The following is a 26,693-nucleotide window of genomic DNA, read 5'->3' as shown; positions in this document are numbered from 1 at the left end:
GGCGAAAGGACGGTTGCGGCTGGTGGGCCTGCGGCAGCCACCGGTCAGATCCCATGGCTCAACCGGATCCCGAACGTGCGCGGACGCAGCGTGCCAAAGCGGCTGACAAGGAAGGCTTCAGGGTGGATGTAGGTGATCGACTGGTTGTTGAACAGATTTTCAACATACAGTTGGGCAGCCCAATCCCGGCGCTTGATGCCAAAGCTGGCATTGACGTTCACGAACTCATCCGTCTGGCCAAAAGTCGTCAGTCGTTGGGTGGGCCGGCCGGGCGTGTTGGGAAATGAACTGTTGTAAGCGCCGACATATTGGGCGTTGATCGCCACCGTACCGCGCGTCGTGGTGCCCAGATCAAATCCATAGGACACATAGGTTGATCCCTGCAGCCGCGGGGCCGACAGCCTGTGGCCCAGAACCGCACCGGAAATCGCCGCCTCCGTTGCAGTCAGCCGGGTGATCTTTGAATCATTGTAAGAGCCGTTGAAGCCGATCAGCACATCCTTCGCCGGCACCAGCGCCACTTCCAGTTCAAGCCCCTGGCTGCGCGCGCCGCCGATGTTGGTGGCAAACTGCACCGAGTCCGACACGCGGTTGGCCTGCGCCTGGATGTTGCTCCAGTCGATGTGATAGGCGGCCACGTTCATCGTCACCCGGCCATCCAGCCACCGCGCCTTCAGGCCGAGCTCATAACTTTTGAGATCGTCCGATGAAGCGCCATCGGGAATGATGATGTCGTTCGGATCGACCAGGCTTGCCCGCCCGGCAAAGGCATTGACAATCGGCGCCCGGAAGCCGGTGGCAAAGGTGGCATAGGTCGTGATTGCGGTGCTGGGCTTCCAGCTTGCGCTCAACTTCCATTGCGGGCCTGAACCGGTGGCTTCGGCACCGGTGACAGCCGCATAAGGCGTGAAGGTGTTGAAGTTCACCGGAATCCGCAGCAGCGCGTAGGTGAAATAATTAAGGCCGCCCGCAGTGGCGAGATAGCCACCGGCTTCGGTAAAGCCTTGCGCTGATGTGCGGCCGTACCGCAGGCCACCGGTCAGCCAGAGCTTCTCGGAAAACCGGTAGGTGAGCTCACCAAATCCGGCGAGTTCCTCGCTGATCGTATGGGTGAGCTGTTTTTGATAATATTGGTCGGGCAAGCCGGTCAGGCCGCGCGCGGCCAGGAACTGCGGGCTGGACCGGTAGAAAAAGTCCACATCGCGCCGGCGCTTCAGATAGAAGCTGCCCATCACAAGCTGCAGCGGGCCGTCCCATGACGAGACAAAGCGGTTTTCGTTGGTGAAGACCTGGTCATAGCCATTCGCGTCCAGACCAAAGGCGATTGGCGCCCCGACAAAGGAACCCGGCGCGAACGTGCCGGCAAGATCGACCCAGAAACGCTGGTCAAAGTCCGAATAGGTTGAGGAGCTGGTCAACTTGCCGAAATCAAATTCATAATCGGCGGTCGCATTCAAGATGGTCTGTTTCCCGGTGAAGCGGTCAGCCTGGTCCGAGATCCGCTTCTGCGGCCCCAGAGACGGGCTGGTAAGCGAGGAATCCTTTGGATCGCTGTTTTCATAGGAGCCGAGCAGCCGGATCGACAGACGGTCGGTCGGCCGCCAGAGCAGGATGGCACGGCCACCCCAGTTGATCAGCTTGTTCGAATTGCGCACGCCGGTGCCGACGTTGTCGAGATAGCCATCTTCGTTGCGATAGAAACCGACCACGCGCAGGGCCAGCTTGTCGGTCACCAGCGGCACATTGACCATGGCATTGTAGCGCTGCCGGAAGGAATCCGAACCGGTCAGGCCGAAATCAACCAGCGCCGACGCATCGAACTGCGTCAGGTCCGGGCTCTTGTTCAGAATCCGCATCGCACCGGACAATGAGCCCGACCCGAACAATGTACCCTGCGGCCCGCGCAGAAATTCCACCCGCTCCACGTCGAACAACGTGGGATCGACCACAGTCGTGTTGCCAATCGTGGAAACCGGAAGTTCATCGATATAGACGGCGACGCTGCTTTGCAGATTGGCATTATACCCGTTGGTGGCGATGCCGCGAGCCGTGAAGTTGTTGAAATTCTGGGTCGGCCGGTTGAGCACGACACCGGGGGTTTCGCGGGCGATGCCCTCGAAGCCGACGATGCCTTTCTCCGTCAGTTCTTCCTGGCGGAAGGCGGTGATGCTGATCGGCACATCCTGCAGCCGTTCGCGGCGGCGCGTCGCGGTCACCACGATATCCGGCGCGGCATCCGAAGGCGTTTCGGCGGCGCTGCTTGATGCCAGGCTTTGGCTCTGCGCCGCTGCTGATGTGCTGGTGAGACCCGCGACCGCGCAGGCGGACGCCAGAAGCCATGCCTTCATTTACCCCTCCCCATCTTCTCGCCGGTCATGCGCCAGCGCAGGGGCCGTGATGCTGGAATTGGGCGTCCTTGTCAATATTCACTCTCTCGTGTGTGAAGATTATTCCCCGCACACATGAACGCGCGTTCAGGCAACCATTACTCCGCGCCCAAACAGACATTGCCGCGATGTGGCTGTTCGCATTCTCGCCTGCGGATGGCCTCAAGCCGCTACCAGTGATTTGTGCCCGGCGCGCCCTTGATCCGGCCGACGAGATTGGGAGTGACCCAGCCGCCGTAAAAATCGCCCGGTTGCGGGATCACGCGCGTGTCACCCACCCAGGCTTCGTCGATCAGCCCGGCATAAAGGGCGATATGGCCCGCCAGCCCGGCAAAGCGCGGCGTGGGCCGCTCATAGCGCCACGCGGCGCGGCGGGCGATGGCATCGCCTGCGATCACATCGAAATAGCGGGCATGGCCCTTCCATTCGCAGAAGCTGCTGCCCGCCACTGCGCGCAGATCAGCCAGCACGGCACTGCGCGGCAGATAATAGCTTGGCGCATGATGGGTTTCCAGCACGCGCAGCGCCGCGCTTGTATCGGCCACCAGCACGCCCGCGTGACGGACGATGATCCGCTGCGGCACCGGCTCCAGGGCCGGCGGCCGCGGATAGGATTGCACATCTTCACGCACCAGCGCTGTCACGTCAGCCTCCGCTCATTCAGGCATGGCCCGTGATGGCAACCAGCGGATCACCGGTGCGGCCATCTGCCAGCAGATCAACCCGCACCTCGCCAAATCCGGCGCGTTCCAGATACAGCTTCACCAGCGCGGCATGGCCGCTGATATCGAGCGCCCGCCAGATCGCGACGGCCTTGGTGGGAAAGCACCGGTTCGAAAAGCTGACGATGAACGGCGCGCCCGGCACCAGCAGCCGGCGGACGTCGGCAAACACTGCGCCGGGCCGCTGCAGATATTGCACGCCCACGCAGCACAAAGCCGCATCGAACGATCCGGCCTCAAGCGGCAACGCCGGCGTCTGGTTCAGATCCTGCACGAACCACTGCGTCAGTTGCGGATTGGCCGCGAGCTCCTGTGCATTCATGCCATGGCCGACAACGCCGGCAAGGCGGCAATCGGCTGGCAGGTGACTGACCCAGCTCGACATCAGATCGAGCACATGGCCGCCATCCGGCAGCATGTGCCGATAGAAATTGGTCAGCGCCGCCGTCGCCGCATCGTCGATGTGGGTCACCAGCCGCGGCGGGGCGTAGAAATCCAGATCATCGCCAGGGTCCTGCTTCGCAAACGCGCCAGCCGGCAGTTCAGGAAACAACGCCTGCTCTGGCGCGGATGCTGCTGCGTGTGTCATCAACCGAACCTTGCATCTTCTGTCGTGATGGTCTGTCCATCGATCGACGGCCGGTGATGGGACTTCACGATCCTGTGGATGGCGCTGCGAAACAGTTGCATGTCATTTCGCCTCGCAACCCTGCAAGTCATAGTCAATGCGCCATGATGGCCTTGTGCTGGATCGCACCAATGCCAGCATTGCTACGATCGGCGTTCACCCCAGGTCCCCGATCAGGTCGACCATTCCGCGACATCATCGCGCCCGCCGATCAGCGCCAGGCCATGCGCGATCGACGTCAGCTCGCCGCCAACAGCCACGCGATCGGCACCGAAGCGTCTGGAGAAAATATTGTGCACAGCGGGAATGAGGGAAGAACCGCCCGTCATGAAAACGCGGTCGATATCGGCGCTGCCGACACCGGATGCCGATAGAGCGGAATCGACGGTGGCTTCGATACGGGCAAGGTCGTCTGCTATCCAGCTTTCGAACATTGCCCGCGTCACCCCGGCCTCGATTTCGATCCCGGCGCCGGAAAACCGGAAGGTCGCCCGGTCATGATCCGACAAGCGGCGTTTGACCCGTCCGATGGCGTCGTAAAGCGGGTAGCCAAGTTCATTGTCGATCACCGCCATCAGCCGGGCGATGGCGGCCGGGTCATCTGCCTGGCGCTCCAGATGGCGCAGTTCCTCCATGGTACGGCGATTGCGCATCAACGCGAGCCGGGACCAGTTGCTGAAATCGGCGAAATAACGCCCCGGGATGACCAGGGACTTGTCGAATGACCGGTACGCAGACCCTTTGCCGAGCTGGGGCAAGACGAGGTGATCAAGCAGCCGGAAATCAAAATCATCGCCGGCAATGCCGATGCCGGCATGCCCCAGCGCGGTAAAGCGCTGTGCGGCGCCAGGCGCCTTCATATGGACAACCGAGAAATCGCTGGTGCCGCCGCCAAAATCGGCAACCAGCACGGTCGCTGCGTCGGTCAGTCTGGCCGCATAGCTGAAGGCCGCCGCGAGCGGTTCAAAAACATAAAAGACCTCAGCGCCGAAGCCTTCGAACATGAGATCATAGCGTTGCCGGGCGAGCGCCGGATCAGGGTTACTGCCGGCATAAGCCACCGGGCGGCCGACGACGATGCGGCTGTTCCGGTCGTTCAGTTCCCCGCCGGACCGCTTTGCCATCCCAGCCAAAAATGCCTTGCCCAGCGCTTCGAACGTGTAACGCCGTTCAAAGATCGTCGCCCGCTCGAAATTGCTGCTGGCGGCCACGGATTTGAAGGACTGGATGAAGCGGCAGCCGTGGGGCGAGGCGAGATATTCGGCAATCGCCCACGGCCCCGCCTCGACCGCAACGCCTTTGAAGGCGCTGGCATCCTCCCAGAAGCACAGAGCCGACCGGAAGACGTTGACGGTTGCTGTCGGCCCGGAAAAGTCAATCAGCCGAGCGGCGTCGCCGGATTGGGAAACGGCAGCAACGGTGTTTGTGGTCCCGAAATCCAGGCCAATGGTTCGCGATGAAGCTGTTCGCATATAAATCCCGATGCGCCTGTCGGGCGGGACCGGGCCTATGCCTGCAAAGTGGGTCGAATGCCAAGCCTGTCGCACTTCGGCACCAGCCCAAGGCGCGAACGAAGTCATTTTTCGCGCGGCTGCAGATAATGGCGGGCGCGCGGTCAGATTACGGTGTAGGTCGGCAGCGCAAATCTTGGAAATTCAGGCAGACACATGGCCCGCAGAAGTTCGAGACATGATCCATATGGCGACCTTGATCGCCAGGCGGAGGCTGCGGCGCCGCCGGTGATCTGCTGGCTTTGCGGGCGGCCGACGGGCACGACGACCATCTTGCACCATCCAGTCCCCAAAAGCAGGGGCGGTCGCGATACGGTGCCGATGCACCCGATTTGCCAGCAGATGCTGATCACCAATTTCACCAATTCCGAACTGCAACGTCATGGCATGAATGTGGAAGGCTTGCTGGCTGACCCAGGCGTTCGCAAATTCGTCGATTGGGTTGCGAACAAGGACCCTGATTTCACCGCGACCATGACCAGGAAACAGCGGTAATCGATTCGGCGACGAGATCCGTTCTTAGGACGATGACTGCCATGAACGGGCAAGTGGTGTGTCAGGGCCCTTCAGGGCTTGAAGGCTGACGGCCGCGCAAACTGCAGAAACATCTGACGCAGCATTGCCAGCGTGGCAGCATGGGCTTGCGGATTGTCTTGCAGCAGATGATCGAGCGCGACGCCGCGCAAGCACGCCACCAGCAGGCGCCGAAAGGCGATCAGTTCGTCCCGCGGCCATTTCAGCAGCGCCATGTAATCGCACCACCAATCATCGCTGATGGTTTCGCTGGCCAGGAAATGCGGGCGAATGGCGTCCGCAAGACCCGGCACGTTGCGCGCCGCCAGCAGCAATTCCATCGCTGCGAAATGATGCACGCCCAGATACTCTTCCAGTGCGATGTCGATGATGGTGGCCAGTCGCTGCTCAATGCCGCTGGCCGCCATCAAGCGCCGCATCAGTTCGCGCGACACACCGATCGGCAAAGCTTCGGCAATGGCCGCCATCAGGGCATTGTGATCGGCGAAATGATAGTGCAACGGCCCGCGCGAGATGCCGGCCTGCTGGGCGATCAGCAACATGGTCGTATTGGCATAGCCGCGCTCGGCGAGGCAGCGGATGCCGGTTTGGACAATCAGTGCGCGGGTGCGCTGGCTTTGCGCGGCCTTGGTCACGCGGGTCCGCGGCGCGGCATCGGCCATGGTCATGCGGCTTCCTCGTTCAAACGGGCAATCTGACGGCGCAAATCGTTCTGCATGGTTTCGGTGAGCGGGTAAAACCAGAAAAACGGCGTTGCCAGGCCCATGATCACCATTGGCACCCAGGCATAGGTTGCCATCAAGGCCATTTCGGCCGCCGTGCTGTTGGCGGCACCGCTGGTGGCAAAGCCGAACAGCGGCGGCAAGGTGGTACCGGCCAGAACCCCGAACGCCAGACCAACTTTTGACAAGGTACCCACCAAAGCAAAATACAGCCCATTGCGCGCCCTGCCGGTGCGCAATGTGTCCAGATCGACCACGTCGGCAATCATCGAAGCCACCAATATCCCCAGCGCGCCGCCGGCAAAGCCGCGAATGATGATGCACGCACCATAGAGATCGGCGCGATCATGCGGGATCAACGGGATGGGCGCGCTGAGCAGCGCCATGCCCAGCGTGCCGATGGCCAGCGCCTTGTGCTTGCCGATGCGTCTGGACAGGCGCAGCCACACAGGCAGCGACAGCAGGCCCGCGATATTCTCGCCGGCCAGCACGATCGGGAAGATGTGCCGCGCGTGAAACACATGCTCCATCACGATCATGTGCAGCGAAGCGCCGATCACGGCGCCGGCCATCAGCACCGCCAGCCCGCCGAGCAGGCGCATGAATGGCTTGTTTTCCACCAACACGGCCACCGCTTCACGCAGCGACACCGGCGGCATCGCCAGATGCTCGACGGCCGGTTCCGGCACCAGTTTCAGGCCCACGGCAAACAGCAGCGGCATCAGCGCCACGAAGCTGGTGCCCAGCCAGAACATCAGATCGGTGGTGCTGCCCATCCCCGATCGCTGCAAGACAAAGATCAGCGCCAGCGCAGACATGCTCGACACGATGCCAAAGCCTTCGCGCCAGCCCGCCACCCGGGTTCGGCCCGAATAGCTTTTCGACAATTCGGCGCCCCACGCCTTGTAGGGCGTATCGACCATGTTGAAGGCGATATAGGTGAAGGTGATCCAGAAGCCGGCATAAAGCGCTGTCACCTTGATCGGCGGCGCAAACACCATCCAGATGCCCAGCATCAACAGCGGCAGCCCGGCAACGATCCACGGCTTGCGCCGGCCAAAGCGCGACCGTGTACGGTCGCTGAGAATGCCGACCAACGGCTCCGACACCACATCGGTCATCCGCGCGGCAAACAGCAAGGTGCCGACCAGCGCCAACTGCAAACCATGTTCAGTGGCATAGAAGGACGGGATGAAGGTGACGAGCGGCGTCATCGCCAGCGCGTGGGTGAGATAGGGCACGCCATAAAGCATGGCGGTGCGATCTTCGGGCGACAGGCGCATGGTCATGGCGTGTGATCCTGATGAAGGCCGAACCGTTCACGGATGCGGCCCATCCAACCGCGGGGCAGTGGCGGCGCAGGATCTACAGCATGCCCGACGTCGACGACCGTGCTGGTGTCGATGCTGTTCTGAATCGCCTCCAACACCGCCAGCTGGTGCAAGGCAGAGTCGGCGCTGCACCGCGGAGGCACGCCATCTTCGATCGCGGCGACCATATCCAGCAGCCCGATGATCCACAGATCATCGGCCCAGGCGTCGGTATCGGCCGGTACGGCGTCCCACGCTCCCATCCGGGTCGAAATCGCCAGATCACCTTCGAACCGGCTGCTGTGGCCCACGCGCAGGCACGCTTGCGTGCCGATCAGCTGCAGCCCGGGTGCGGCGCTGCCCAGACCATCGAAGCTGCAAGTAAGGCTGATCAGCGGGCCGGCGACAAACGCCAGCAGCGCCGTCACATGGGTGGGTGCCGATACTGCAAAACGGGTGCCCGCCGCTGGGCCTTGTTGCACTACCCGCTGCGCCTGCAACTGGCGTCCAAACCCCGTCACGCGCTGCACCGGCCCCAGCAGATCGATCAGCGCGGCAACATCATAGACGCCCATGTCGTACAGCGGCCCTGCCGCCGCGCCGAACAGCGCCGCCGGATTGTGATGCCACAGATCGGGCCCGCGATAGACCATAGTCGCACTGCCGCCGGCGATGGCGCCCAGCTGCCCGGTTGCCAATATGCGCCGTCCCTGCTGGTGTCGTGGTCCCAATATGGTTGCCGGCGCTGCCGCCAGCACGCGGCCGTGGTGGCGGGCCAACGCGATCAACGCTTGGGCTTGCACCACCGAAGCGGCCAGTGGCTTTTCGGAATAGACATGTTTGCCAGCTGCCAGCGCCGCGTGTGTGATCGCGGCATGTTCCAGCGGCGCGCTCAGGTTGACGATGATATCCACAGCCGGATCGGCGATCAACGCCTCCCGGCTGGTTGCATGTGTGCCGAACCGCGCTGCAAGTGGTGCCGCCCTGGCCGGATCGCGCGACGCGATGCCGACCAGCTGCATTGCCCGGCAGCCAGCGATGCCCGCCAGATAGCGCGACGCGATATCGCCGCTGCCAATGACGCCAATGCCGCTGACCCCGATACCAGGCATCCGCGATCAGAAACGCGCGCGGGCGGTGGCGCCGAAGGTGCGCGGATCGCCCACAAAGCGAATCCGCGATCCGGCGGTGATCAGCGCCGGCGGCACGGCGCCACGGTAGAGGATGATCTCGTTGGTCAAGTTGCGTGCCCACAGTTCGAAGCCGATCTTGCCAAGTTCCACGCCGGCGCGGGCATTTACCAGCACATAATCGGGTTGCACCAGCAGCGGATCAAGGCTCTGCGCCGTCTGGACGTCCGACCGCAGCGACATTTCCCCGTGCAGGAACCCGGAAACCTTGTCGCTGAAGCGATGATCATAATGGCTGACCAGGCTCAAGCTGTGGGTCGGCGCATCCTGCAAGGGCGCGCCCGAAAGATCCTGCACGGTCGGCCCGCCCGGCTGGCCAGGCCCGGTCTTGAAGTCATCGAACTTCGCATCAAGGTAGGTGTAGTTCAGATTGAACATCAGGCCCTTTGCGGGACGCACCGTGGCCTCCACCTCAATGCCTTTGGTCGTCAACTGCGCTGCGTTCTGCAGCAGAAACGTGTTGCCGGGCGCAAAGGACGATGCCTGGAAATTGTCGAACACCGTCCAGAAGCCGGTCAGGCCCAGCTGGAACCCGGCCCAGCTGCGCCGGAAGCCGAGTTCGCCGCCCGTGGACAGTTCTGCATCAAAGAACCGGTTCTGCCCGATCGCCGTGTTGACCGCGCTGTCGTTGAACCCGAAGCTTTTGTAGCCGCGGGTGAGCGAAGCATAGATCATCGTATCGTCATCCGGGCGCCAGCGGGCGTTGATCACGCCGGAAAACTGGCCATCATCGGCTGCCGCCCGTTCGTTGCGCGGGGTCGCCAGGATCGGCACCGCCTCGGTGGTGGTCTGGAAGGTGAAAATGCTCTTTTCGTCGTAGGTGTAGCGAATGCCAAAGCTCATGTCGAAACGGTCGCTGAACTGCACCTTGGCCTGGGTAAAGGCTGCATAGGACCGGTTGACGATATCGCTGCCCGACGCGCTGGAACGGATGGTTGTATAGGTCGGCGCTAGGCTGGCCAGTGCGCCGCCGAGCCGCGCGAACAACAGCGGCGTATCAGCCCCATAAGTGGCGCCGCCCCGCTCGTTCTGACGCTTGTAGAAATAGAACAAGCCAGCCACGAACGATACCGGCTTGTCGGCCGGCGAGGCCAGCCGCAATTCCTGGCTGAACTGGCGATGGTCGCGATCACCGCTGATCACCCGGAAGAAATCGAGCTGGCTGAAATCGCCGTCGATGAACGATCGCTGCTTGTAGTCGCGCAGCGAGCTGATCGAGGTCAGCACAAAATCGCCGATATCCAGATTGGCCTCGATGGTACCGGCGTTGATCTTGTGGCGATAGCTGAAGCCGCCATCGAAGGCGACGCGCAGATCGGCGGGATCATTGATGGCCGGGAACGGCTTGCCGAGCGCGGCCGACAGCGCAAGCTGGGTGGCGCCAACCGGCCCGAATTCCGCCGCGCAGCAATTCTGCCTGCTGCTGTGATGCTCATAGCTGGCCAGCACTTCCAGCCCATCGGTGACATTCCACAACAACCGGCCGCGCACGCCATAGGCTTCCAGGTCGTTGGTGTCTTCGTTCTTGGTCTGGTTGAACAAGAACCCATCGCGAGCACGGTAAAATCCGCTCACGCGCAGGGCCAGCTTGTCGCCAGCCAACGGCCCGGTGACCGACGCCGTCACGCCATGAAAGCCATAATTGCCGATCATCGCACTGGCATCACCGCCAGCCGTGAATTCCGGGCGTTTGGTGATGAAATTGATCAAGCCCGCCGGGGTGTTCTTGCCAAACAGTGTGCCCTGCGGCCCGCGCAGCACTTCCACCCGCTCGATATCGTTGAAATCGGCAACCCCGATCGAGGTGCGATCGAGATAGACGCCATCGACATAGATGCCGACGCTGGGCTCAAGCCCGGCAACGCCGCCCGATGATCCAACGCCGCGGATGGAGACATTGGATTGCACCGGCCCCTGGCTTTGCGAGAAATACAGGCTGGGCACCAACGTCACGATATCGCGCAAGGCCAGCGCGCCGGATTGCTCCAGCGCCTCGCCGGTGATGGCCGTGATGGCCAGCGGCACATCGCGCAGGCGTTCTTCGCGCTTCTGCGCGGTCACGATGATCTCGACATCATCGGCCACGCGATCGCTTGTTTGTTGCGCCCATGTCGGGGCGCCCATCACCAACGAAGCCGATACCGCCGACAACAGCAATGTGTGCTTGACCATCTTGCCCCTCCCCAGGTTTGCCGCTTTGGCCGACATGGTGTCGGCAGCGCTTGACCTGTTTATCTTATGGCTCGATATTGATGTCAACATACATGTATGTATCTATAAATCGATTGATCATGTGGGGGCCCGATGCATCGCCTGAAGGAAAATGAAACCAGCCTTTGCCTTGATGGTGACGGCGCTGCCGCGGGTGACCGCGATGGCCTGTATCGGCGCGACACACGGTATCTGGCGCGTTATCAATGGCATTTCGGCACCACCAGGCCGTTGCTGTGCACTACAAGGGAAAATCGACTGCATCAGCATCTGGCGATGGTTGGGCCGGATCGTGCCCAGCAGGTGGCGTTGATCCGCACCCTCACCATGCATCCCGATGGGCTGCACGATCACTGGGAACTGCACAATTGCAGCACCGAACCCCAGGCCATTTCGGTGACACTCGATGTCGCCGGCGATTTCCGCGATCTGTTTGCCGCCCTCTTGCGCTCAGGCGCGTCGGTCATGGCGGTCACGCGCACCGTCGCCCCGTCGGGCCTGATGCTGGCCGCAACTGCCAGCGACGGCGTCGCCATGGCGGTTGAACTCAGCTTCAGCGAACCGGCGACCGCCGGCCATGAAGCGCCCGCGTGGCAATGGTCGCTGGGCCCTGGCGAACGCCGGGAACTGGCGGTGCGTCTTGTCACCCGCGCCGACGATGATCCGCCCGCGCAGCTGCCGTTGCCCGGCTATGCCGATTGGCGATCGGGATTCCGCCATCGTTTGCAGCGCCCGGATCACCAGCGCGCGCTCGATCGCGCCATCGATGATGTGCGCCTGCTGTTGTTCACCACCGCCAGTGGCCTCTATCCGGCCGCGGGCATGCCCTGGTTCGTTACGGTGTTTGGCCGCGACGCGCTGATCACCGGCATGATGCTGGCCCGCCAGCAACCGGCGTTGCTGCATGGTGTGCTGCGCCATCTGGCGGCCCGCCAGGGCACGCGTGTCGATCCATTCCGCGAGGAAGAACCCGGCAAGATCCTGCATGAAATGCGCGCCGGCGAACTCAGCCGCACGGGGCGCATTCCGTTCGGTCGCTATTTTGGTTCGGTGGATGCCACGCCGCTGTTCGTCATGGCGCTGGCGCAACTGGTTGCCGCCACCGGCGATCCTGCGCCGATCACCGAACTGCGCGGTGCGTGGGAAGCTGCGCTGGCGTGGATCGAACAGCGCAATGATGATGGCGAGGGCCTGCTCAGCTTTGCCCCGTCAGGATCGGGGCTGACCGTGCAGTCGTGGAAGGATTCGGCTGACAGCATGAACCACGCCGATGGCCGCCCTGCCCCGGCCCCGCTTTCGGTGGCCGAGGTGCAGGGTTATGCGTTTGCCGCGTTCAGGGCCGCAGCGGGCTTTTGCCGGCATCTGGATGATCACCCGCGTGCCGCAGCCCTCGATGCCCGCGCTGACCGTCTCGCTGCGGCCTTCCACCGCCGGTTCTGGCTGGACGATCTGGGCAGCTATGCCATGGCGATCGATGCCGAAGGCATGCCGCTGCGTGTGCTGTCATCCGATCCGGGACATTTGTTGTGGACCGGGATCGTGCCTGCCGATATCGCCCCGCGACTGGTCGCAACGTTGATGGGGCCGGAACTCTGGAGCGGCTGGGGGCTGCGCACGCTGGGCGCTGGGGAAGCCCGCTACAATCCGGTTTCCTATCACAATGGCAGCGTGTGGCCGCACGATACGGCGCTGCTGGCCTGGGGCCTCCACCGTTATGGGTTTGCTGCCGAATTGCGCCGCGTGGGAACGGCGCTGTTCGATCTGGCGGCGGCGCGACCAGATCACCGCCTGCCCGAACTGGTGGCCGGCACCGTGCGGATCGACGGCTTGCCGCCAACCGAATACACACATGCTTGCCAGCCGCAGGCCTGGGCAGCAGCGTCACTGCCCTTGCTGGCGGCACTGATGGCCGATCTGCAGCGGCCGGCCTGAACCGAACCGGACTTTGCCGCTGACATCAGGACAAGACACGCATGACGATTTCGACTCCCCTGTTGCTGATGCTGGCATCCGCCATCACCGCGGCATCGCCGGTTGTGCCAACACGCGAAGGCCCGGTGCGCGGCGCGATCGAGGAAGAGATCGAGGTGTTTCGCGGCATTCCCTATGCGGCGCCGCCTGTCGGGCCGAATCGGTGGCGTGCGCCGCAACCCGCTGTTCGCCGCGCTATGCCGCTCGACGCCACCCGGCCGGCGGTGGCGTGTCCCCAGGCGGGGGCCGGGCCCATCCTCGGCTTGCCGCGCGCCGCGCCGTCGGAAGACTGCCTGCACGTCAGCATCTGGCGCCCGCGCAATGCCGCCCGCGCACCGGTGGTGGTCTGGATTCACGGTGGCAGCCTTGTGTCGGGGGTTGGCGATTTCCCGCTGACGGATGGTACGGCATTTGCCCGTCGTGGCATCGTGTTTGTCGGCATCAACTACCGGCTGGGCTTTCTCGGCTTCTTCGCGCATCCGGCGCTTGGAGGCGGCGCGCGGACGTTGGCCAACTTCGGCTTTGCTGATCAGCAGGCGGCGCTGCGCTGGGTGCGGGCCAACATCGCGCGCTTCGGCGGCGATCCGGCGAAGGTCACGCTGATGGGGGAGAGCGCCGGCGGGCGATCCGTACTGGCGCATCTTGCCGCGCCAGGCTCGCGCGGGCTGTTCAGGCAAGCGATCGTCGAAAGCGCTTTCCACATGGCGGCCTTGCCCTCGCTGTCAGCGGCGCGCGACACCGGGCAAGAGGCGGCGCGGCGGATGCTCGGCGAGCGTGAGCCCGCCAGCGCTGCCAGCCTGCGCGCCCTGCCTGTCGAGCGCATCGTCGCGGCGCAGCCGGAACATCTGCTCGATGCACCCGGCTTTGGGCTTGTGCGCGACGGCGTGACGCTGTCGAGCGCGCCCTTCGAGGCGATTGTCCGCGGCAGCGCGGCGCAGGTGCCGCTGCTGATCGGGTTCAACAGCAACGAAGCCACGCTGATGCCGTCGCTTGGCCTCGATCCGGCCCAGCTCGCGGCAAGCATGACCGCGCGCCATCCCCAGCTGATGGCGAGGTTGAACCCGGAGCCTGTGGCAGCGGGCAATGCCGCGTTCCAGCTCGGGTGGTTCGAGGCGCCGTCGCGCATGATCGCTGCGGCTCAGGCAAAGGTCGCGCCGACGTGGCTCTACCGCTTCAGCTATCGTTACGAGCGGTTGGCGGCAACGCGCGCCGGTGTCGGGCACGGGGAGGAGTTGCCGCTGGTGTTTGCCTCGCTCGATCGCATACCGCCGCTGCGCGCGATCGCGACGCCGCGCGACCGGGCGATGGCCGATGTCGCGATCACCTGTTGGCGCAACTTCATCACATCGGGCGACCCGGCCGGCGGGGCCTGCCCGCAATGGCCGCGCTATGCGCCAGCCGACGACACGCTGATGGACTTCGACGTTGCGCCGAACGTGCGCCCGACTCCGGGCGCAGCGGTGCTGGATGGCTTTGTGCGCGAAGGCGCCCTGGGCCAGCGATGATGGCTGGCGCATCCTTGATCCTTCAGAGCGCTTTGGTGGCAATCTCGCCAGATTTTCCGGGCGTTTGCGGCCGCTCACCCGCTTGGTTCACGGCGTTTGACGCAGTTCGCATGAGGATGCTTGCGCAGATGGGATGGCGACAAACGTCACGCTGGCGGGCGGCAGGCTGATCATGCGCGTGACCGGGCGGGCGAGCAGCGGCGGCAGCCTGCCATCACGATCCAGTGCCAGCGGCTGACCATTGAGAGCCGCGCCTCTGCCGGAATCGCTGCCGGCAAGTGTGTAAGACAAGCCCTCGCCGACAAACTGGAGCGGCTCGGCCTCTGCCGACAGGTTGATCGCGACCAACGCGACGCCGCCAGCTTTGCCCTTCAGGCAATGAGCATACAGGCGCAGCGACGGATTTGATGACTCCATCTTCAACACCGTCGGCGACATCAGACGTGACCAGAGCAACGCCGCCCAATAGTTGGGCCGGGGCATGAAATCATCCTCGTCGAGCAGGCCATAATCGCTCGCCGCCAAGGTGTTGTGCATCACGATCTGCACATTCTGGCGGGCCAGCCGGCCAAGCTGGTCAACATAGCGCGGCACGTCGGCAAAGGTCGCTGCCCAGGGGCTGCCGCCACATGCGGCCTGGGCCGTTTCCGTCAGCCAGATCGGCGCGCCTGGCGCAAAACGATCGCGCAGGCCTTGATAGACCGAAAGCGTCGTATCGGTGCGCGCCAGCCACGCCGGATCGAGCGCTGCTGCCGGTGTGACCGACAGCGGGCCACTGGTCGCGCACCGCTGCGAAAGCGCGCCATAATGATGGTAGGACAAGACGTCCACCGGGGTTGGCGCGGCCGCGAGCAGCGCCGCTGACGGCAACAACCGCAGGCCGGCAACCTTGGCCAATTCTTCCACAAAGCCGCCATCGCCGGCGCCGCCTGTGCCAAGGATGCGTGCACCCGGCGCCGCGACCCGGAACGCCGCCGCGAACCGGCCGAAATCGCGGCCATAATCCGCTGCCGAATAATCGGCAGGTGCGCCGGTCAGCGTGACCAGATTGGGTTCATTGAGGAATTCGGCGCCGGCAAGCTTCATGCCCAGTGCCTTGGAATAGCGCAGCAGGGCGTGCATCTGGTCTGGCTGCCAGACGCCATCCGTATCGCGCACGCCGGCGCTGCCGGCAAAGGACAGCACGAGTTCACCATCCACCGCCGCCAGGAACGCGGCGACGCCGCGCCACTGCGCGCGCGTCAGAGTGGTGTTGAAGCCGGCCGGCGGTGTCGCGGGCGGCGAATCGTCCGGCGCAAGCCATGTGGCATTCGCCCATGTGCCGCTGATCCGCACATAGGCCGGGCCCAACGTCGCCGCGAGCATCCGCAACCGCGGATTGGCAAGGTCGATGGGCGGGCGCATCGCATAGCGATCGGCAGGTGATGTCGGCGGGCCCAGCCGGTACGGCTTCCAGAAGCGGCCGCCGGTCACTTCGACCATTTCGATATTGTAGGACTGGAAATGCCGATCCACCGTGCCGGCGACGGCAAGCTGCTGCGGATCAACCGGGGCCGCAGCGGCCGCACCGGCGAGCAGCAGTGCCGCGGTGCAAGCCCGCGCGATCATGCCGCTGGCGCCGATTGCGGCACCGGCTGCCAGTGCAGGATGCGGCGTTGCATCACCTGGGTCGCCGCATCGGCAAGGTTGCGGGTGCCGCGCCTGCCGTAGTGATAGACCATCGCCAAACGCCGCCGGTTCGACCCATTGTCCACCGATTTGTGCATCAGATAGCTGTGAAACACGAGCAGATCGCCCGGAGCCATCGTGACTGGCACCGCGGCGGATACGTCGACATCATGAATTTCGGTATAACCGTGGTTGGCCCCGGGGCGACGATCAGGGTGATGGGCGTGCAATGGATGACGATGCGAGCCCGGCAGGACCATCAGACCGCCATTTTCGAGCGTGGCGTCGGAGATCGCCAGCCACAGCCCAACCTGGGGTTGCTGGTCGAACCGGAAATAATGGCTGTCCTGGTGCCAGGGCTGGCCCCAGGCGCCCGGGTTCTTGAGAATGAACATCGACTGGAAAACATCGACATCACCGCCGATCAGGCCACCGACGATATCGCCGCAGCGCACATCCATCGCGAAATCACGCGCTGGCCCCGCGAAATGCGTGTTGAAAACCTTGGCGACATGATCCTCGGGCATGATCGCGCCCGCGACCGGCTTGGCCTCGGGCTGGACCAGCAGGCCCTCAGGCGTCTGCCACGCCGGCTCGCCGGGGTGATCAGCGGGCGGATCGGCACGCAACGCGGCGATGGTAGCAGTGGCCATGGCATCGCCGGTTGCCGCATCAACAAAGCCCCGCCGGATGAAATAGCCATCCCGATCCCAGGCCAGACGTTCGGCGGCGGTGATCATGGGCGGATGTCCGGGGTCGGCAGGATTGCCGGCTTTTTGGCAAACGGATCGGTATGTTGCTGCGCAATGGCGCCATACTCGGCGCGCGCGGCATCGGCGATCGCGGTCAGGCGCTTGACGACATCGGGGTGGCGGTCGGCGAGGCTGTAATGCTCGCCGGCATCGTTGTTGGCATCGAACAGCAGGTTGTAACCATATCGGTAAAGCGGTGCGTAGATGGTGAGGTAGTAGGCCGATTGCAGCAGCCGCCAATCCTGGGTGCGCACCGCTGCAACCTGATCATTGGCAAAAAACAGCAGATGATCGTGTGGCGATGTCTTGGCGCCCTGCAAGATCGGCAGGATATCGCGGCCATCGAGCGGTTGGCCGGCCGGCAGGGTCGCGCCGGCAATCGCGCACAAGGTCGGCATCAGATCGATGTTCATCGCGATCGCTGGCGAATGCGTCCCGGGTCTGATGTGCCCCGGCCAGCGCGCCAGCATCGGCACGGCATAGCCCCCTTCAAAGGTGCCACCCTTGCCGCCACGGCGACCCGCGGCGCTGCCTTCCCACCAGGGGCCGTTGTCGCTGGTGAAGATGATGATCGTGTCACGGTCCTTGCCGGCGGCCTTCACCGCCTTCAGGATTTCACCCACCGTCCAATCCACTTCCTCGACCGCATCGCCATAAACGCCGGCCCTGGATTTGCCGCGAAAGGCGGGGCCCGGGCGCAGCGGCACATGCGGCGCGATCTGGGCAACATAAAGGAAGAAGGGCTGATCCGATTTTTCGGCGATGACAGCGCGCGCCTCGTCCATCATCCGGGCGGCGAATGTCTCCTGGGTCAGGACCGGTTCGATGACGGCCTTGCCGCGATAGAGCGGCAGCGGGTTCATGTCGTTGGAATAGGGGACACCCCAGAAGCGATCGAAGCCATGATTGGTTGGCCAGGCGGCATCGCTGGCGCCAAGGTGCCATTTGCCCAGCATGGCGGTGCGATAGCCGGCCCCCTTCAGCGCCTGGGGGAGCGTGGTCATGCCGGCCGGCAGGCCATAATCGGAATGTGGGAAGATCACGCCATCGGCCAAGCCGGCGCGGGCCGGGTAACGGCCGGTCAACAGCCCGGCCCGCGACGGTGTGCAAACGTTGGCGCTGGCGAAGAACTGATCGAGCCGGGCGCCCTCCCGGCCGATGCGGTCGATATTGGGTGTGCGGATCTGCCGGTTTCCATAGGCGCCGACATCGCCAAGCCCCAGATCATCGGCCAGGATCACGATGATGTTGGGGCCGGCAGCCTGGGCCGCTGAGCCAAGCAACAGCATCAGGCTGGCGAACAACCATCCTGCCAGCGCCCGGATTTTGGTCATATCAGCGACCTCCGATCTTCAGGTCCAGCGAAACCCCGATGATACGCCGGGCATCGGCGCTGGGAAACTGCGCATAGGAACCCAGTGGCGCCGTCGCCGGCGAATTGAGCACAGGCTGGCTGATCACCCGGCTGACGAAATCCTTATCCAGCAGGTTGCGCGCGAACACCGAGACCCGCCAGCGATTATTCTCGCTGCGCACACTGATATTGGCGCCGAGCAAGCCATAGCCATCCTGCACCAGCCCCGGATCGCCGTTGCTGGAATAGGTCACGCTGCTGCGGTGGAACCAGTTCGCGCCAAGGTTGACCACCATTTTGCCGACCGGCACGTCATAGGCAGCCGCCAGCGTATAGGTGAATTTCGGCGCATCAGTCAGCGGCAGGCCGGTGCCTTCGGTGACGCCGGCACCCGCGGCGCTGGTACGGATGCACTGGCGCGGGTCGGTGCGCACCGTTCCAAAGGCCAGCAATGGCTGGCCGATATAGCAGGCGATATTGCGGAAATCCGTGTATTCGGTGTCGAGATAGGTGGCTTGCGCATTCAGGCTGAGCCCGCGGATGGGCCGCAGATTGAGTTCGGCTTCGATGCCCTGGCTGGTCAGTCCGCCGGCGTTGACGGTGGTAAACCGCGCCGGAAAGACATTCTGATCAAAAGCCTGCGCCTGGAAGTTGCGGAAATCGGTCTTGAAGGCGGTCAGGTTGATCGTCGCCTTGCGATCGAGAAACTGTGATCGCAGCCCGATTTCATAGCTGGTCGGGATTTCCGGTTCGACGAACACCGGCGTCGCCGACACCAGCTGTTGATCATAGGCGGCGCCCTTGAAGCCGCGTGCCACCGATCCGAAGACCGAGATGTCATCGCTGAAGCCATATTGGCCGATGACGCGCCACGAGAAATTGCGATTGAAGCGTCGCGCGCCGCTGGTGCTGCCACTGAAGCGGCCCGGAAAGGCGCCGATGGTGCCATCGGCCTGGAATTGCCGCCAATCGAATTGCAGCGTGTCCCAGGTATAGCGGCCCGATGCGCTGATCTTCAGGCGGTCAAACAGGGTGTAACCGATCTGCCCATAGACAGCGACGTTGGTGTTGTATGTCTCGCTGCGCCGCGTGCTGCCCAAGGTGGCACCCGGCGGCAGCGCGACGCCCAAGGTGCCAGCCTGGGTATTGCCACCTTTGTTATCAACATCGAAGTAGAAAAAGCCCAGCGTCCATTCCAGGGGACGTTCGGCGGGCGAGGTCAGGCGCAGTTCCTGGCTGGTCTGCTGCACCTTGGTATCGCCGCTGTTTATATCGAGCACGTTGATTGGCAGGATATCGGGATCATTGTTGTCACGCGCGATCCACTCGCGATAGGCCGAGATCGAAGTGAGCGTTGCGAAGCTGAACTCATAATCGATCTGCAGCGAGCCGCCCCACTGATCGAGATTCTGGAAAAACGCGGCGCCGGCGGCATTGCGGCGGTTTTCCGGGCCCGGAATGATCCCGGCCGCCGCGTTCAGCACGGCAAATGTCTGCCCGGGCGCCGCTGATCGCGCCGTCCAGGCGCAACAGCGCGCATTGCTTTGCGACCAGTCACCGATGATCCGCACGCTCAGCCCATCAGCCGGCTCGACCAGCAGCGAGCCCCGGACGATCTGTTCCTTGCGGTTGTTCAGCGTTTCGTTGCGCAGGATATTGTCGATGATGCCATCGCGATCCGTCCGCGAATAGGCCAGGCGGAAGGCGCCCTTGTCGCCGATGGCAATATTGCCAACTGCATTGATCCGCAAATCGTTCAAGGTGGCATAGGACGCACCCGCCTGGATGGAATTTTCGCCGAGCACCGGCTTGTGGGTGACAATCGAGATCAGACCGGCGCTGGCGTTCTTGCCGAACAACATGCCCTGCGGCCCGCGCAGCACCTCGACACGATCGACATCGATCATGCTCATCGTGCCCATGCCATTGCGCGCCATGGCAATGCCATCGACAACGACGCCAACGCTTTGTTCGACACCGTCGCCAAAGATGTTGGTCCCAACCCCGCGGATTGAAAGTCCCTCGCCGCGCGTGTTGGCACTGTTCGCAAAGTTGAGGCTGGGGGAGACGAAACGCAAATCGGTCGGGTTGTTGATGCCCCTGGCCAACAGCATGTCACCTGAAACGGCGCTGATGGCCAGCGGCACATTCTGCAGGCTTTCACTGCGCAGTTGGGCGGTCACGACAATCATGTCGGATTCGACCGGCGCGTTGTCCTCTGCCGCTGCGACCGCGCGCGCCGCTGGTTGGGATTGAGCCAGCGCCGGCGCCGTGGTTGCCAGCAACAAGGGCAAAAATGCGCGCAGGACCTTTGTCGACATCTGGTTGAGCTCCCCGTTGGCACCGCGATCCTTCGAAAGGCCGCGATTTCGCCAGCTGCAATCTCCGGCCTTTTGAACAAAACAGTCAATCCTGTTTCTTTCTGCAGTTTCCGATTGCCGATTGCCGACGGCACTTGCAAATTGGTGCAGGCACATGTTGTCTGGCTCACGGGGGAACGGGATGCCATTGCAACAACCGGCGTTTGGGACGGAGCTGGCGGCGGCACCTTCTGCCGCGGCGCCGGCACCGCGACCACGCCGAACGCAAGCGGAACGATCTGCCACAACGCGTGACCGGTTGGTGGCTGCGGCCATCGATGCCCTCAACCGGGTTGGCTATCCCGCCGCCTCAACCGTTCTGGTGGCTGATCTGGCCCGCGTTTCGCGCGGTGCCATGCTGCACCAGTTTCCCAACAAGGCAGCGCTGATGGCGGCCGTCGTGGAGGCCAGCTATGCCGCCGACATTGCCGCCTACCGCCAAGCCGTCGCGGGTATTTCAGACCCTGTGGCGCAAATGATGGCCATCGCCGAAACGGCCTGGGTGCAGTTTCGCGCCGCCGGCGGCATCGCCCAGACCGAAATCAGGCTGGCAACCCGATCCGATCCCGAATTGGCGGCGGCCGTACTGCCGATTTTTGCAGCGATTTCGGAAAATTCGAAAATCGCCCAGGCCGCGCGGTTTGCCGCCGCTGGCATCACCGACAGGGCGGTTTCGGATGCCGTGCTGACCCACAATGTCGCCATGCTGCGCGGGCTGGCCCTCGAATTCGTGCTTGGCACGCCCGAAGCCGCCTTGCGCCCCTCGATCACATTGATGAAGCGATCGCTGCTGATGGCGCTTTCGCAAGCCGAAAAGGCCCCGACATGACTGATCTTGCGCCCGTCAAAGATATGTCCGAACCCGAAATTGCCGCCCGGATCGACGCGATCCTGGCTGAAGCAAGTCTGGCCGAAAAGGTCGGCATGATGTCCGGCAAGGGCTTTTTCGCCGCCATCAAGGCCGATGCCGGGCTGTGGGGTGCACGCCCCTATCGGGCCGGTGGCGGCATTGAACGATTGGGTGTGCCGGCCTTTTATTTCACCGACGGTCCGCGCGGTGTCGCACGCGGGCAATCGACCTGCTTTCCGTGCACCATGGCACGCGGGGCTGCCTTTGATGTCGATCTGGAGCGCCGCATCGGCGAGGCGATGGGCATCGAAATCCGGGCGCAGGATTGCAATCTCAACGGCGCGATCTGTGTCAATCTGTTGCGCCACCCGGCCTGGGGTCGCGCGCAGGAAACCTATGGCGAGGATCCGTGCCACCTGGGCGCGATGGGGGCGGCGCTGGGTTTGGGCATCCAGGCCCATAATGTGTGCGCGACGGTGAAGCATTATGCGCTGAATTCGATGGAGAACACCCGTTTCAAGGTCGATGTCAGCATCGACGAGCGGTCGCTGCACGAAATCTATCTGCCGCATTTCAAGACCATCATCGATGCTGGCGTCGCCTCGGTGATGTCGTCCTACAACAAGGTCAACGGTGAATATGCCGGGCAGAACCGCCATCTTCTGACCGATATCCTGCGCGGCGAATGGGGTTTTTCGGGCTTTGTCCATTCCGATTGGGTAATGGGCGTCTACAAGACCTATGGTGCAGCGGCCGGGCTGGATGTCGAAAACCCGGAACCGCTGGTGTTCGGCAGCAAGCTTGTCGCCGCGGTCGAAGCCGGCAGCATCGAACCCCAAGTGATCGACACCGCCTGCCGGCGCATCCTGGCCACCTTGTATCGCTTTGCCTGCGCCGAAGATCCGTTGCCCGATTATCCGCTGTCGCTGGTGGCCAACCCGGCGCATGTCGCACTGGCGCGCGAAGCGGCCGAAAAATCGGCAGTCCTGCTTAGCAACAACGGCGTGCTGCCGCTCGATCGGTCGCGGATTCGCTGCCTGGCCGTGCTGGGGCGGCTCGCGGCCATTGAAAACACCGGCGACAATGGCTCCAGCCGGGTGCGGCCGCCGCACATCGTCACGGCGCTCGCCGGCCTGCAGGCAGCGCTCGGCGCCGATCGCATCGTGACCGGCGATGAAAGCGATCTCGCCGCCGCAGCGGCCGCGGCCGCCAGCGCTGATGCCGTGGTCATCTTCGCCGGCTACACAGCGGCGGAGGAAGGCGAATTTATTCCAGGCGACATCACCCTGGGTCAGGATACCAGCACCGAACCGGAAGAATCCGAAGTTGCAGCCGCGATCCGGGAAAATCGCAAGCGGCGCAATTTCGCGATCGGCGGGGACCGGATCGATCTTGGCATCCCTGCCGACCAGAAGGCGCTGATCGAGGCCGCAGCCGCTGCCGGCAAGCCGGTGATCGTCGTGCTCGTCGCGGGTTCTGCCGTCATGGTCGAAGCCTGGCACGACAAGGCCGACGCCATCCTGCAGAGCTTCTACAGCGGCATGGAGGGCGGCACCGCGCTGGCCAGCCTGTTGCTTGGCGACATCAGCCCTTCGGGCCGGCTGCCCTTCACTGTTGCCCGCAACGCCAGCGACTACCCGGCCTTCGATCGCGATGCCGTGGCCGTAACCTACGATTATTGGCACGGCTATGCCAAGCTTGCACGCGAAGGCAAATCGGCGCGCTACCCCTTTGGCCATGGCCTGTCTTATGCCAACTTCACGACGCGGGCGCTGACGGCGCGGCGGCAGGGAAACAGCATCGCCTGCACGGTGGCCGTGACCAACAAGGGCAAGTGCACGGCCGACCATGTGGTGTTGCTGTGGGCCGAAGCCCCCGGCGGCATCGATCCGTGCTGGCCGCGCCGCCTTGCGGCCTTCACCCGCGTCAGCCTGGCACCCGGCGAAACCTGCATCGTGCCGCTTTCGGTGCCCATCGACAGCCTGCGCTGGCGTGATCCGGCGACGCATGGCTGGCAACTGGAGCCCGGCGCCTGGCGCTTTGTCATTGCCGATACCGCTGAAGCTGCTGCGGCCCAGACGGCCGTGGTCGCGCTATGACCGCTACATTCTCGATCACCACCGAGATCGATATTGCGGCTCCGCCGGATCGGGTTTGGGCGGTGTTGACTGATTTTGCCGGCTATGCCGATTGGAACCCCTATCTTGTCCATATCGAGGGCCGTGCGATGGCCGGCACCACCATCCTGGTCCACGCCATGCACCGGCCGGGCACCGAGGCCGCCGTCCAGCCTGTGGACATCGCGTCGGCCACCTTTCCGGAAATGGCCTGGGAAGGCGGCCTGTCTGACAGATCGGCCTGGAAGGGCGACCATCATTTCCGGGTCAGCGCGGCCGGTTCAGGCACGCACTTCGATCATTTCGAACATTTCAGCGGCCGTGAGGCCGGGCAAATACTGGCGGCTCATGGCGAGACGATCCGGGCCAATTTCCTGATCTTCAACCAGGCCCTGAAGCGCCGCTGCGAGGCATGACGAACGCCGCCCCCCTGCCGCGCTTTCGGCGCATCGGCTATGGCATTGGCGACATCGGTTTCAATCTCTATTTCACTACGGCTTCGCTGTATCTTCTCTATTATTATACCGATGTGCTTGGCCTGCCGGCAGCGACGGCCGGCTGGATTTTCGCGTCTGCGATGATCTGGGATGCCGTCGCCGATCCGGTCATGGGCTATCTGGCCAGCCGCACCCGCAGCCGCTGGGGGCGCTATCGGCCCTATATCCTGTTTGGTGCCGTACCACTGGCGGCAAGCTGGGTCTTGATGTTCTGGCCAACCGGTCTCACCGGCACATCGCTGGTGCTGTTCACCCTTGCTGCTCACATGCTTTTCCGCACGCTTTATACGGTCGTTTCGATGCCCTATCTGTCACTGTCGGCCGCGATGACGAGCGACAGCGGCGAGCGCGGCATTCTTGCCGGCATCCGCATGCTGGCGGCAACCGGTGCCGGTCTGTTCATCGCCTTTTTCACCCTCAAACTGGCAAGCAGCCTGGGCGGCGGTGATGATATGCGCGGCTTCCTGCTGGCCGCCATGCTTTATGGCGCCGTTGCCGCCGTTCTGCACATCGGGGTGTTCTTGACCACGGTCGAAGACAAGCCGGACCCTGAAGCACCGCTGCCCGATGCGTCGGGACTGTGGCGGATGATCGCCGGCAACCGGCCGTTCTGGATCGTGGCGGGCTGGCTGATGGCGGGTTCCACTGCATCGACGATGTTCGGCAAGACCTTGCCTTATGTGTTCAAATACGGCCTTGGCCGCGCTGATCTGATTGGGCCGGCGCTCGCAACCATCACCGCCTGTGCGATGCTGAGCATCCCGGTCTGGGGCATCCTCATGCGGCGCGGCTCGAAACGCACCGTCTGTCTTGCTGGTGGGCTGATCGGTGTTGCCGGCTATCTGGCCTTCGCCGCGGCGGGCTCGGATATTTCCCTGCTGTTTGCAGCGCTTGTGTTGCTTGGCCTGGGCGCTGGCGCAACCTATCTCAGCTTCTGGGCCATGGTGCCCGATACGGTCGAATATGGCGAATGGCAGAGCGGCGTGCGCGCCGAAGGGATGATCTTCGGCCTGGTCAGCTTCATCCAGAAGGCAGCACTGGGTGTTTCCGTCGGCCTCCTCGGTGAGCTGCTCGGCTACATCGGCTATGCCGCCAACCAACCGCAAACCGATGCAACCCTGGCCTCCATGCGCCTGCTGATGTGGGTTGCTCCGGCGTCGCTCGGGATCGTTGGTGCGCTGGTGATCGCTCGCTATCCAATTGACCGAAAACGCCATGCTGAACTGGTTGCGGCCGTCGCCGCGCGTAGCGGGCAACGCACGTCGGCATGACATGCCCGTCGTCAGAATATCTGGCGCCTTGAACCGCGCCGGGTTTGCCGCAAGCACCAACGCCTGAGAAGCTGGCGCTCTTGTCCGTCGCACCGGCAACGGCGAAATCCCTGTTACCCAGGCGCCGGGCCGCGGCCCTATCAACCCCAGCCGCTGACCGGCATGGCGCGCGCAATCACCGTTCCAGGCGCGAACCCTGGTCGCCGATGGCGTCAATCCGCCAGAAACAGGGCTGCCTCTTGTATTGCAGCCGAGGCTTCCGCAAGTCCGCCGATGAACGCGTGCCAGACATGGGGCATATCCGGCCAGAGCGACAGGCGCGCCCATTTCTGATGCGCCCATAGTTGCTGCGTGAATTGCAGCGCTTGGCCGCGCAAAGTCTCGGCTGCGCTCACTTGCACCAGCGTCGGCGGCAATTTTGCCAGCATGGTGGCATCGGCATGCAGCGGGCTGATGCGCGGATCATGGGCGGCCAAGTCAGGGGCATAAAGCGCCGCCACCATGGCCATGGCCTCGGGCGACACCGATGGATCATCGGCGTCGCCGATGAAGCCGGCCTCCACACGCTCGACCGCCAGGAACGGGCAGATCAGCACCAGCCGATCGATCGGCGGCAGTGGGGCCACTGGCCCCAGACCCATCGCCAGCACGGCTGCCAGATTGCCGCCGGCCGAATCCCCGGCAAGCGACAGGCGCCGCGCCGGGCCGGCAGCATCCGGGCCATGGTTGGCGGCATGGACAAGCGCCGCAGCCGCATCGATCAGGGCGGCCGGAAAGGGATGTTCCGGCGCCAGGCGATAATCCGGCAGCAGCACCGGCTGGCCGGTGCGGTGGGCCAGTTCGGCCGCGATGGCGCGGTGACTGGCCGGCGATCCGGCCAGCCAGCCGCCGCCATGCAGATACACGAGGCGGGCCTCATCCGTGCGCGCATCGCCGTTGCCTGGGGGGACCAGCCACAGCGCCGCCATGTCACCGATCTGCACCGGCTGCACCCGGCACGCGTCCAGGCCCGGCCCGGCGCAGCCCATGCCATAATCCTCGACCATGGCGCGCATGGCGGCGATCGGATCAAGCCCGTCGGGCGGTGGTCGCCGCAAATGGGCGTGTACGGCGGCAAGATCAGCACGCATGAC

The 26,693-nt window shown here is 63.8% G+C and carries 20 protein-coding genes; 7 read left to right on the top strand and 13 right to left on the bottom strand.

The window, feature by feature from the left end; genetic code table 11:
* Window positions 1-44 precede the first annotated feature (44 nt).
* The 4 genes from AC6UUM_RS04155 to AC6UUM_RS04140 form a co-directional block, all read right to left on the bottom strand.
* The gene (locus AC6UUM_RS04155; protein WP_500804080.1) at window positions 45-2,348 is read right to left on the bottom strand and encodes a TonB-dependent receptor; all 2,304 of its coding nucleotides are present in this window, start codon (window positions 2,346-2,348) and stop codon (window positions 45-47) included.
* A 209-nt stretch (window positions 2,349-2,557) separates the two neighbouring features.
* Window positions 2,558-3,031, bottom strand: coding sequence for a DUF427 domain-containing protein (locus AC6UUM_RS04150; RefSeq protein WP_500804079.1), 474 nt, complete (start codon window positions 3,029-3,031; stop codon window positions 2,558-2,560).
* Window positions 3,032-3,047: 16 nt separating this feature from the next.
* Window positions 3,048-3,698: a class I SAM-dependent methyltransferase gene (locus AC6UUM_RS04145; protein WP_500804078.1), complete on the bottom strand. Its 651-nt coding sequence runs from the start codon at window positions 3,696-3,698 to the stop codon at window positions 3,048-3,050.
* Window positions 3,699-3,910: 212 nt separating this feature from the next.
* The gene (locus AC6UUM_RS04140; protein ID WP_500804905.1) at window positions 3,911-5,209 is read right to left on the bottom strand and encodes an Hsp70 family protein; all 1,299 of its coding nucleotides are present in this window, start codon (window positions 5,207-5,209) and stop codon (window positions 3,911-3,913) included.
* Between the two features lie 195 nt (window positions 5,210-5,404).
* Between AC6UUM_RS04140 and AC6UUM_RS04135 the strand changes: the two genes are divergently transcribed.
* The gene (locus AC6UUM_RS04135; RefSeq protein WP_500804077.1) at window positions 5,405-5,743 is read left to right on the top strand and encodes an HNH endonuclease; all 339 of its coding nucleotides are present in this window, start codon (window positions 5,405-5,407) and stop codon (window positions 5,741-5,743) included.
* Between the two features lie 71 nt (window positions 5,744-5,814).
* Here AC6UUM_RS04135 and AC6UUM_RS04130 read toward each other — a convergent pair whose 3' ends face one another.
* The 4 genes from AC6UUM_RS04130 to AC6UUM_RS04115 are packed head-to-tail and all read right to left on the bottom strand — an operon-like array spanning window position 5,815 to window position 11,176.
* The gene (locus tag AC6UUM_RS04130) at window positions 5,815-6,450 is read right to left on the bottom strand and encodes a TetR/AcrR family transcriptional regulator (RefSeq protein WP_500804076.1); all 636 of its coding nucleotides are present in this window, start codon (window positions 6,448-6,450) and stop codon (window positions 5,815-5,817) included.
* Complete coding sequence (locus AC6UUM_RS04125; RefSeq protein ID WP_500804075.1) at window positions 6,447-7,793, bottom strand: MFS transporter; 1,347 nt, start codon at window positions 7,791-7,793, stop codon at window positions 6,447-6,449. Before AC6UUM_RS04125 ends, AC6UUM_RS04130 begins: the two co-directional genes overlap by 4 nt.
* Window positions 7,790-8,926 carry a Gfo/Idh/MocA family protein gene (locus tag AC6UUM_RS04120; protein ID WP_500804074.1) on the bottom strand — a complete coding sequence of 379 codons (1,137 nt, stop codon included), beginning with the start codon at window positions 8,924-8,926 and terminating at the stop codon, window positions 7,790-7,792. Before AC6UUM_RS04120 ends, AC6UUM_RS04125 begins: the two co-directional genes overlap by 4 nt.
* Before the next feature lie 6 nt (window positions 8,927-8,932).
* Window positions 8,933-11,176 (bottom strand): TonB-dependent receptor, encoded by a 2,244-nt coding sequence (locus tag AC6UUM_RS04115; RefSeq protein WP_500804073.1) that lies wholly within the window; start codon window positions 11,174-11,176, stop codon window positions 8,933-8,935.
* A gap of 132 nt (window positions 11,177-11,308) precedes the next feature.
* Here AC6UUM_RS04115 and AC6UUM_RS04110 point away from each other — a divergent pair, with 132 nt between their 5' ends.
* Window positions 11,309-13,147, top strand: coding sequence for a glycogen debranching N-terminal domain-containing protein (locus AC6UUM_RS04110; protein WP_500804072.1), 1,839 nt, complete (start codon window positions 11,309-11,311; stop codon window positions 13,145-13,147).
* Window positions 13,148-13,188: 41 nt separating this feature from the next.
* Complete coding sequence (locus AC6UUM_RS04105; protein ID WP_500804071.1) at window positions 13,189-14,691, top strand: carboxylesterase/lipase family protein; 1,503 nt, start codon at window positions 13,189-13,191, stop codon at window positions 14,689-14,691.
* An 87-nt stretch (window positions 14,692-14,778) separates the two neighbouring features.
* Here the strand turns inward: AC6UUM_RS04105 and AC6UUM_RS04100 are convergent, their stop codons facing one another.
* From AC6UUM_RS04100 to AC6UUM_RS04085, 4 genes are read right to left on the bottom strand one after another with little or no spacing between them, the layout of a single operon-like run.
* Entirely contained in the window at window positions 14,779-16,299 is a 1,521-nt protein-coding gene (locus tag AC6UUM_RS04100; protein WP_500804070.1) for a hypothetical protein, read from the bottom strand.
* A complete protein-coding gene (locus AC6UUM_RS04095) occupies window positions 16,296-17,099 on the bottom strand; it encodes a phytanoyl-CoA dioxygenase family protein (protein ID WP_500804069.1) in 804 nt (267 codons plus the stop codon). Before AC6UUM_RS04095 ends, AC6UUM_RS04100 begins: the two co-directional genes overlap by 4 nt.
* Window positions 17,096-18,445: a sulfatase-like hydrolase/transferase gene (locus tag AC6UUM_RS04090; RefSeq protein WP_500804068.1), complete on the bottom strand. Its 1,350-nt coding sequence runs from the start codon at window positions 18,443-18,445 to the stop codon at window positions 17,096-17,098. Before AC6UUM_RS04090 ends, AC6UUM_RS04095 begins: the two co-directional genes overlap by 4 nt.
* Before the next feature lies 1 nt (window position 18,446).
* A complete protein-coding gene (locus AC6UUM_RS04085) occupies window positions 18,447-20,942 on the bottom strand; it encodes a TonB-dependent receptor (protein WP_500804067.1) in 2,496 nt (831 codons plus the stop codon).
* 145 nt (window positions 20,943-21,087) lie between these two features.
* Between AC6UUM_RS04085 and AC6UUM_RS04080 the strand changes: the two genes are divergently transcribed.
* From AC6UUM_RS04080 to AC6UUM_RS04065, 4 genes are read left to right on the top strand one after another with little or no spacing between them, the layout of a single operon-like run.
* Entirely contained in the window at window positions 21,088-21,654 is a 567-nt protein-coding gene (locus tag AC6UUM_RS04080; RefSeq protein WP_500804066.1) for a TetR/AcrR family transcriptional regulator, read from the top strand.
* Window positions 21,655-21,677: 23 nt separating this feature from the next.
* Complete coding sequence (locus tag AC6UUM_RS04075; protein ID WP_500804065.1) at window positions 21,678-23,774, top strand: beta-glucosidase family protein; 2,097 nt, start codon at window positions 21,678-21,680, stop codon at window positions 23,772-23,774.
* A complete protein-coding gene (locus AC6UUM_RS04070; RefSeq protein ID WP_500804064.1) occupies window positions 23,771-24,208 on the top strand; it encodes an SRPBCC family protein in 438 nt (145 codons plus the stop codon). Before AC6UUM_RS04075 ends, AC6UUM_RS04070 begins: the two co-directional genes overlap by 4 nt.
* Window positions 24,205-25,560, top strand: a complete 1,356-nt coding sequence (locus tag AC6UUM_RS04065) for an MFS transporter (protein ID WP_500804063.1) — start codon at window positions 24,205-24,207, stop codon at window positions 25,558-25,560. The genes AC6UUM_RS04070 and AC6UUM_RS04065 overlap by 4 nt, the downstream gene beginning before the upstream one ends.
* A gap of 212 nt (window positions 25,561-25,772) precedes the next feature.
* Here the strand turns inward: AC6UUM_RS04065 and AC6UUM_RS04060 are convergent, their stop codons facing one another.
* On the bottom strand, window positions 25,773-26,690 hold the full coding sequence (locus AC6UUM_RS04060; protein WP_500804062.1) for an alpha/beta hydrolase: 918 nt from the start codon (window positions 26,688-26,690) through the stop codon (window positions 25,773-25,775).
* Between the last annotated feature and the right edge of the window lie 3 nt (window positions 26,691-26,693).

The sequence above is a fragment of the Sandarakinorhabdus sp. genome (genome assembly GCF_987265915.1).
This window is presented reverse-complemented; position numbering and strand designations above follow the sequence as displayed.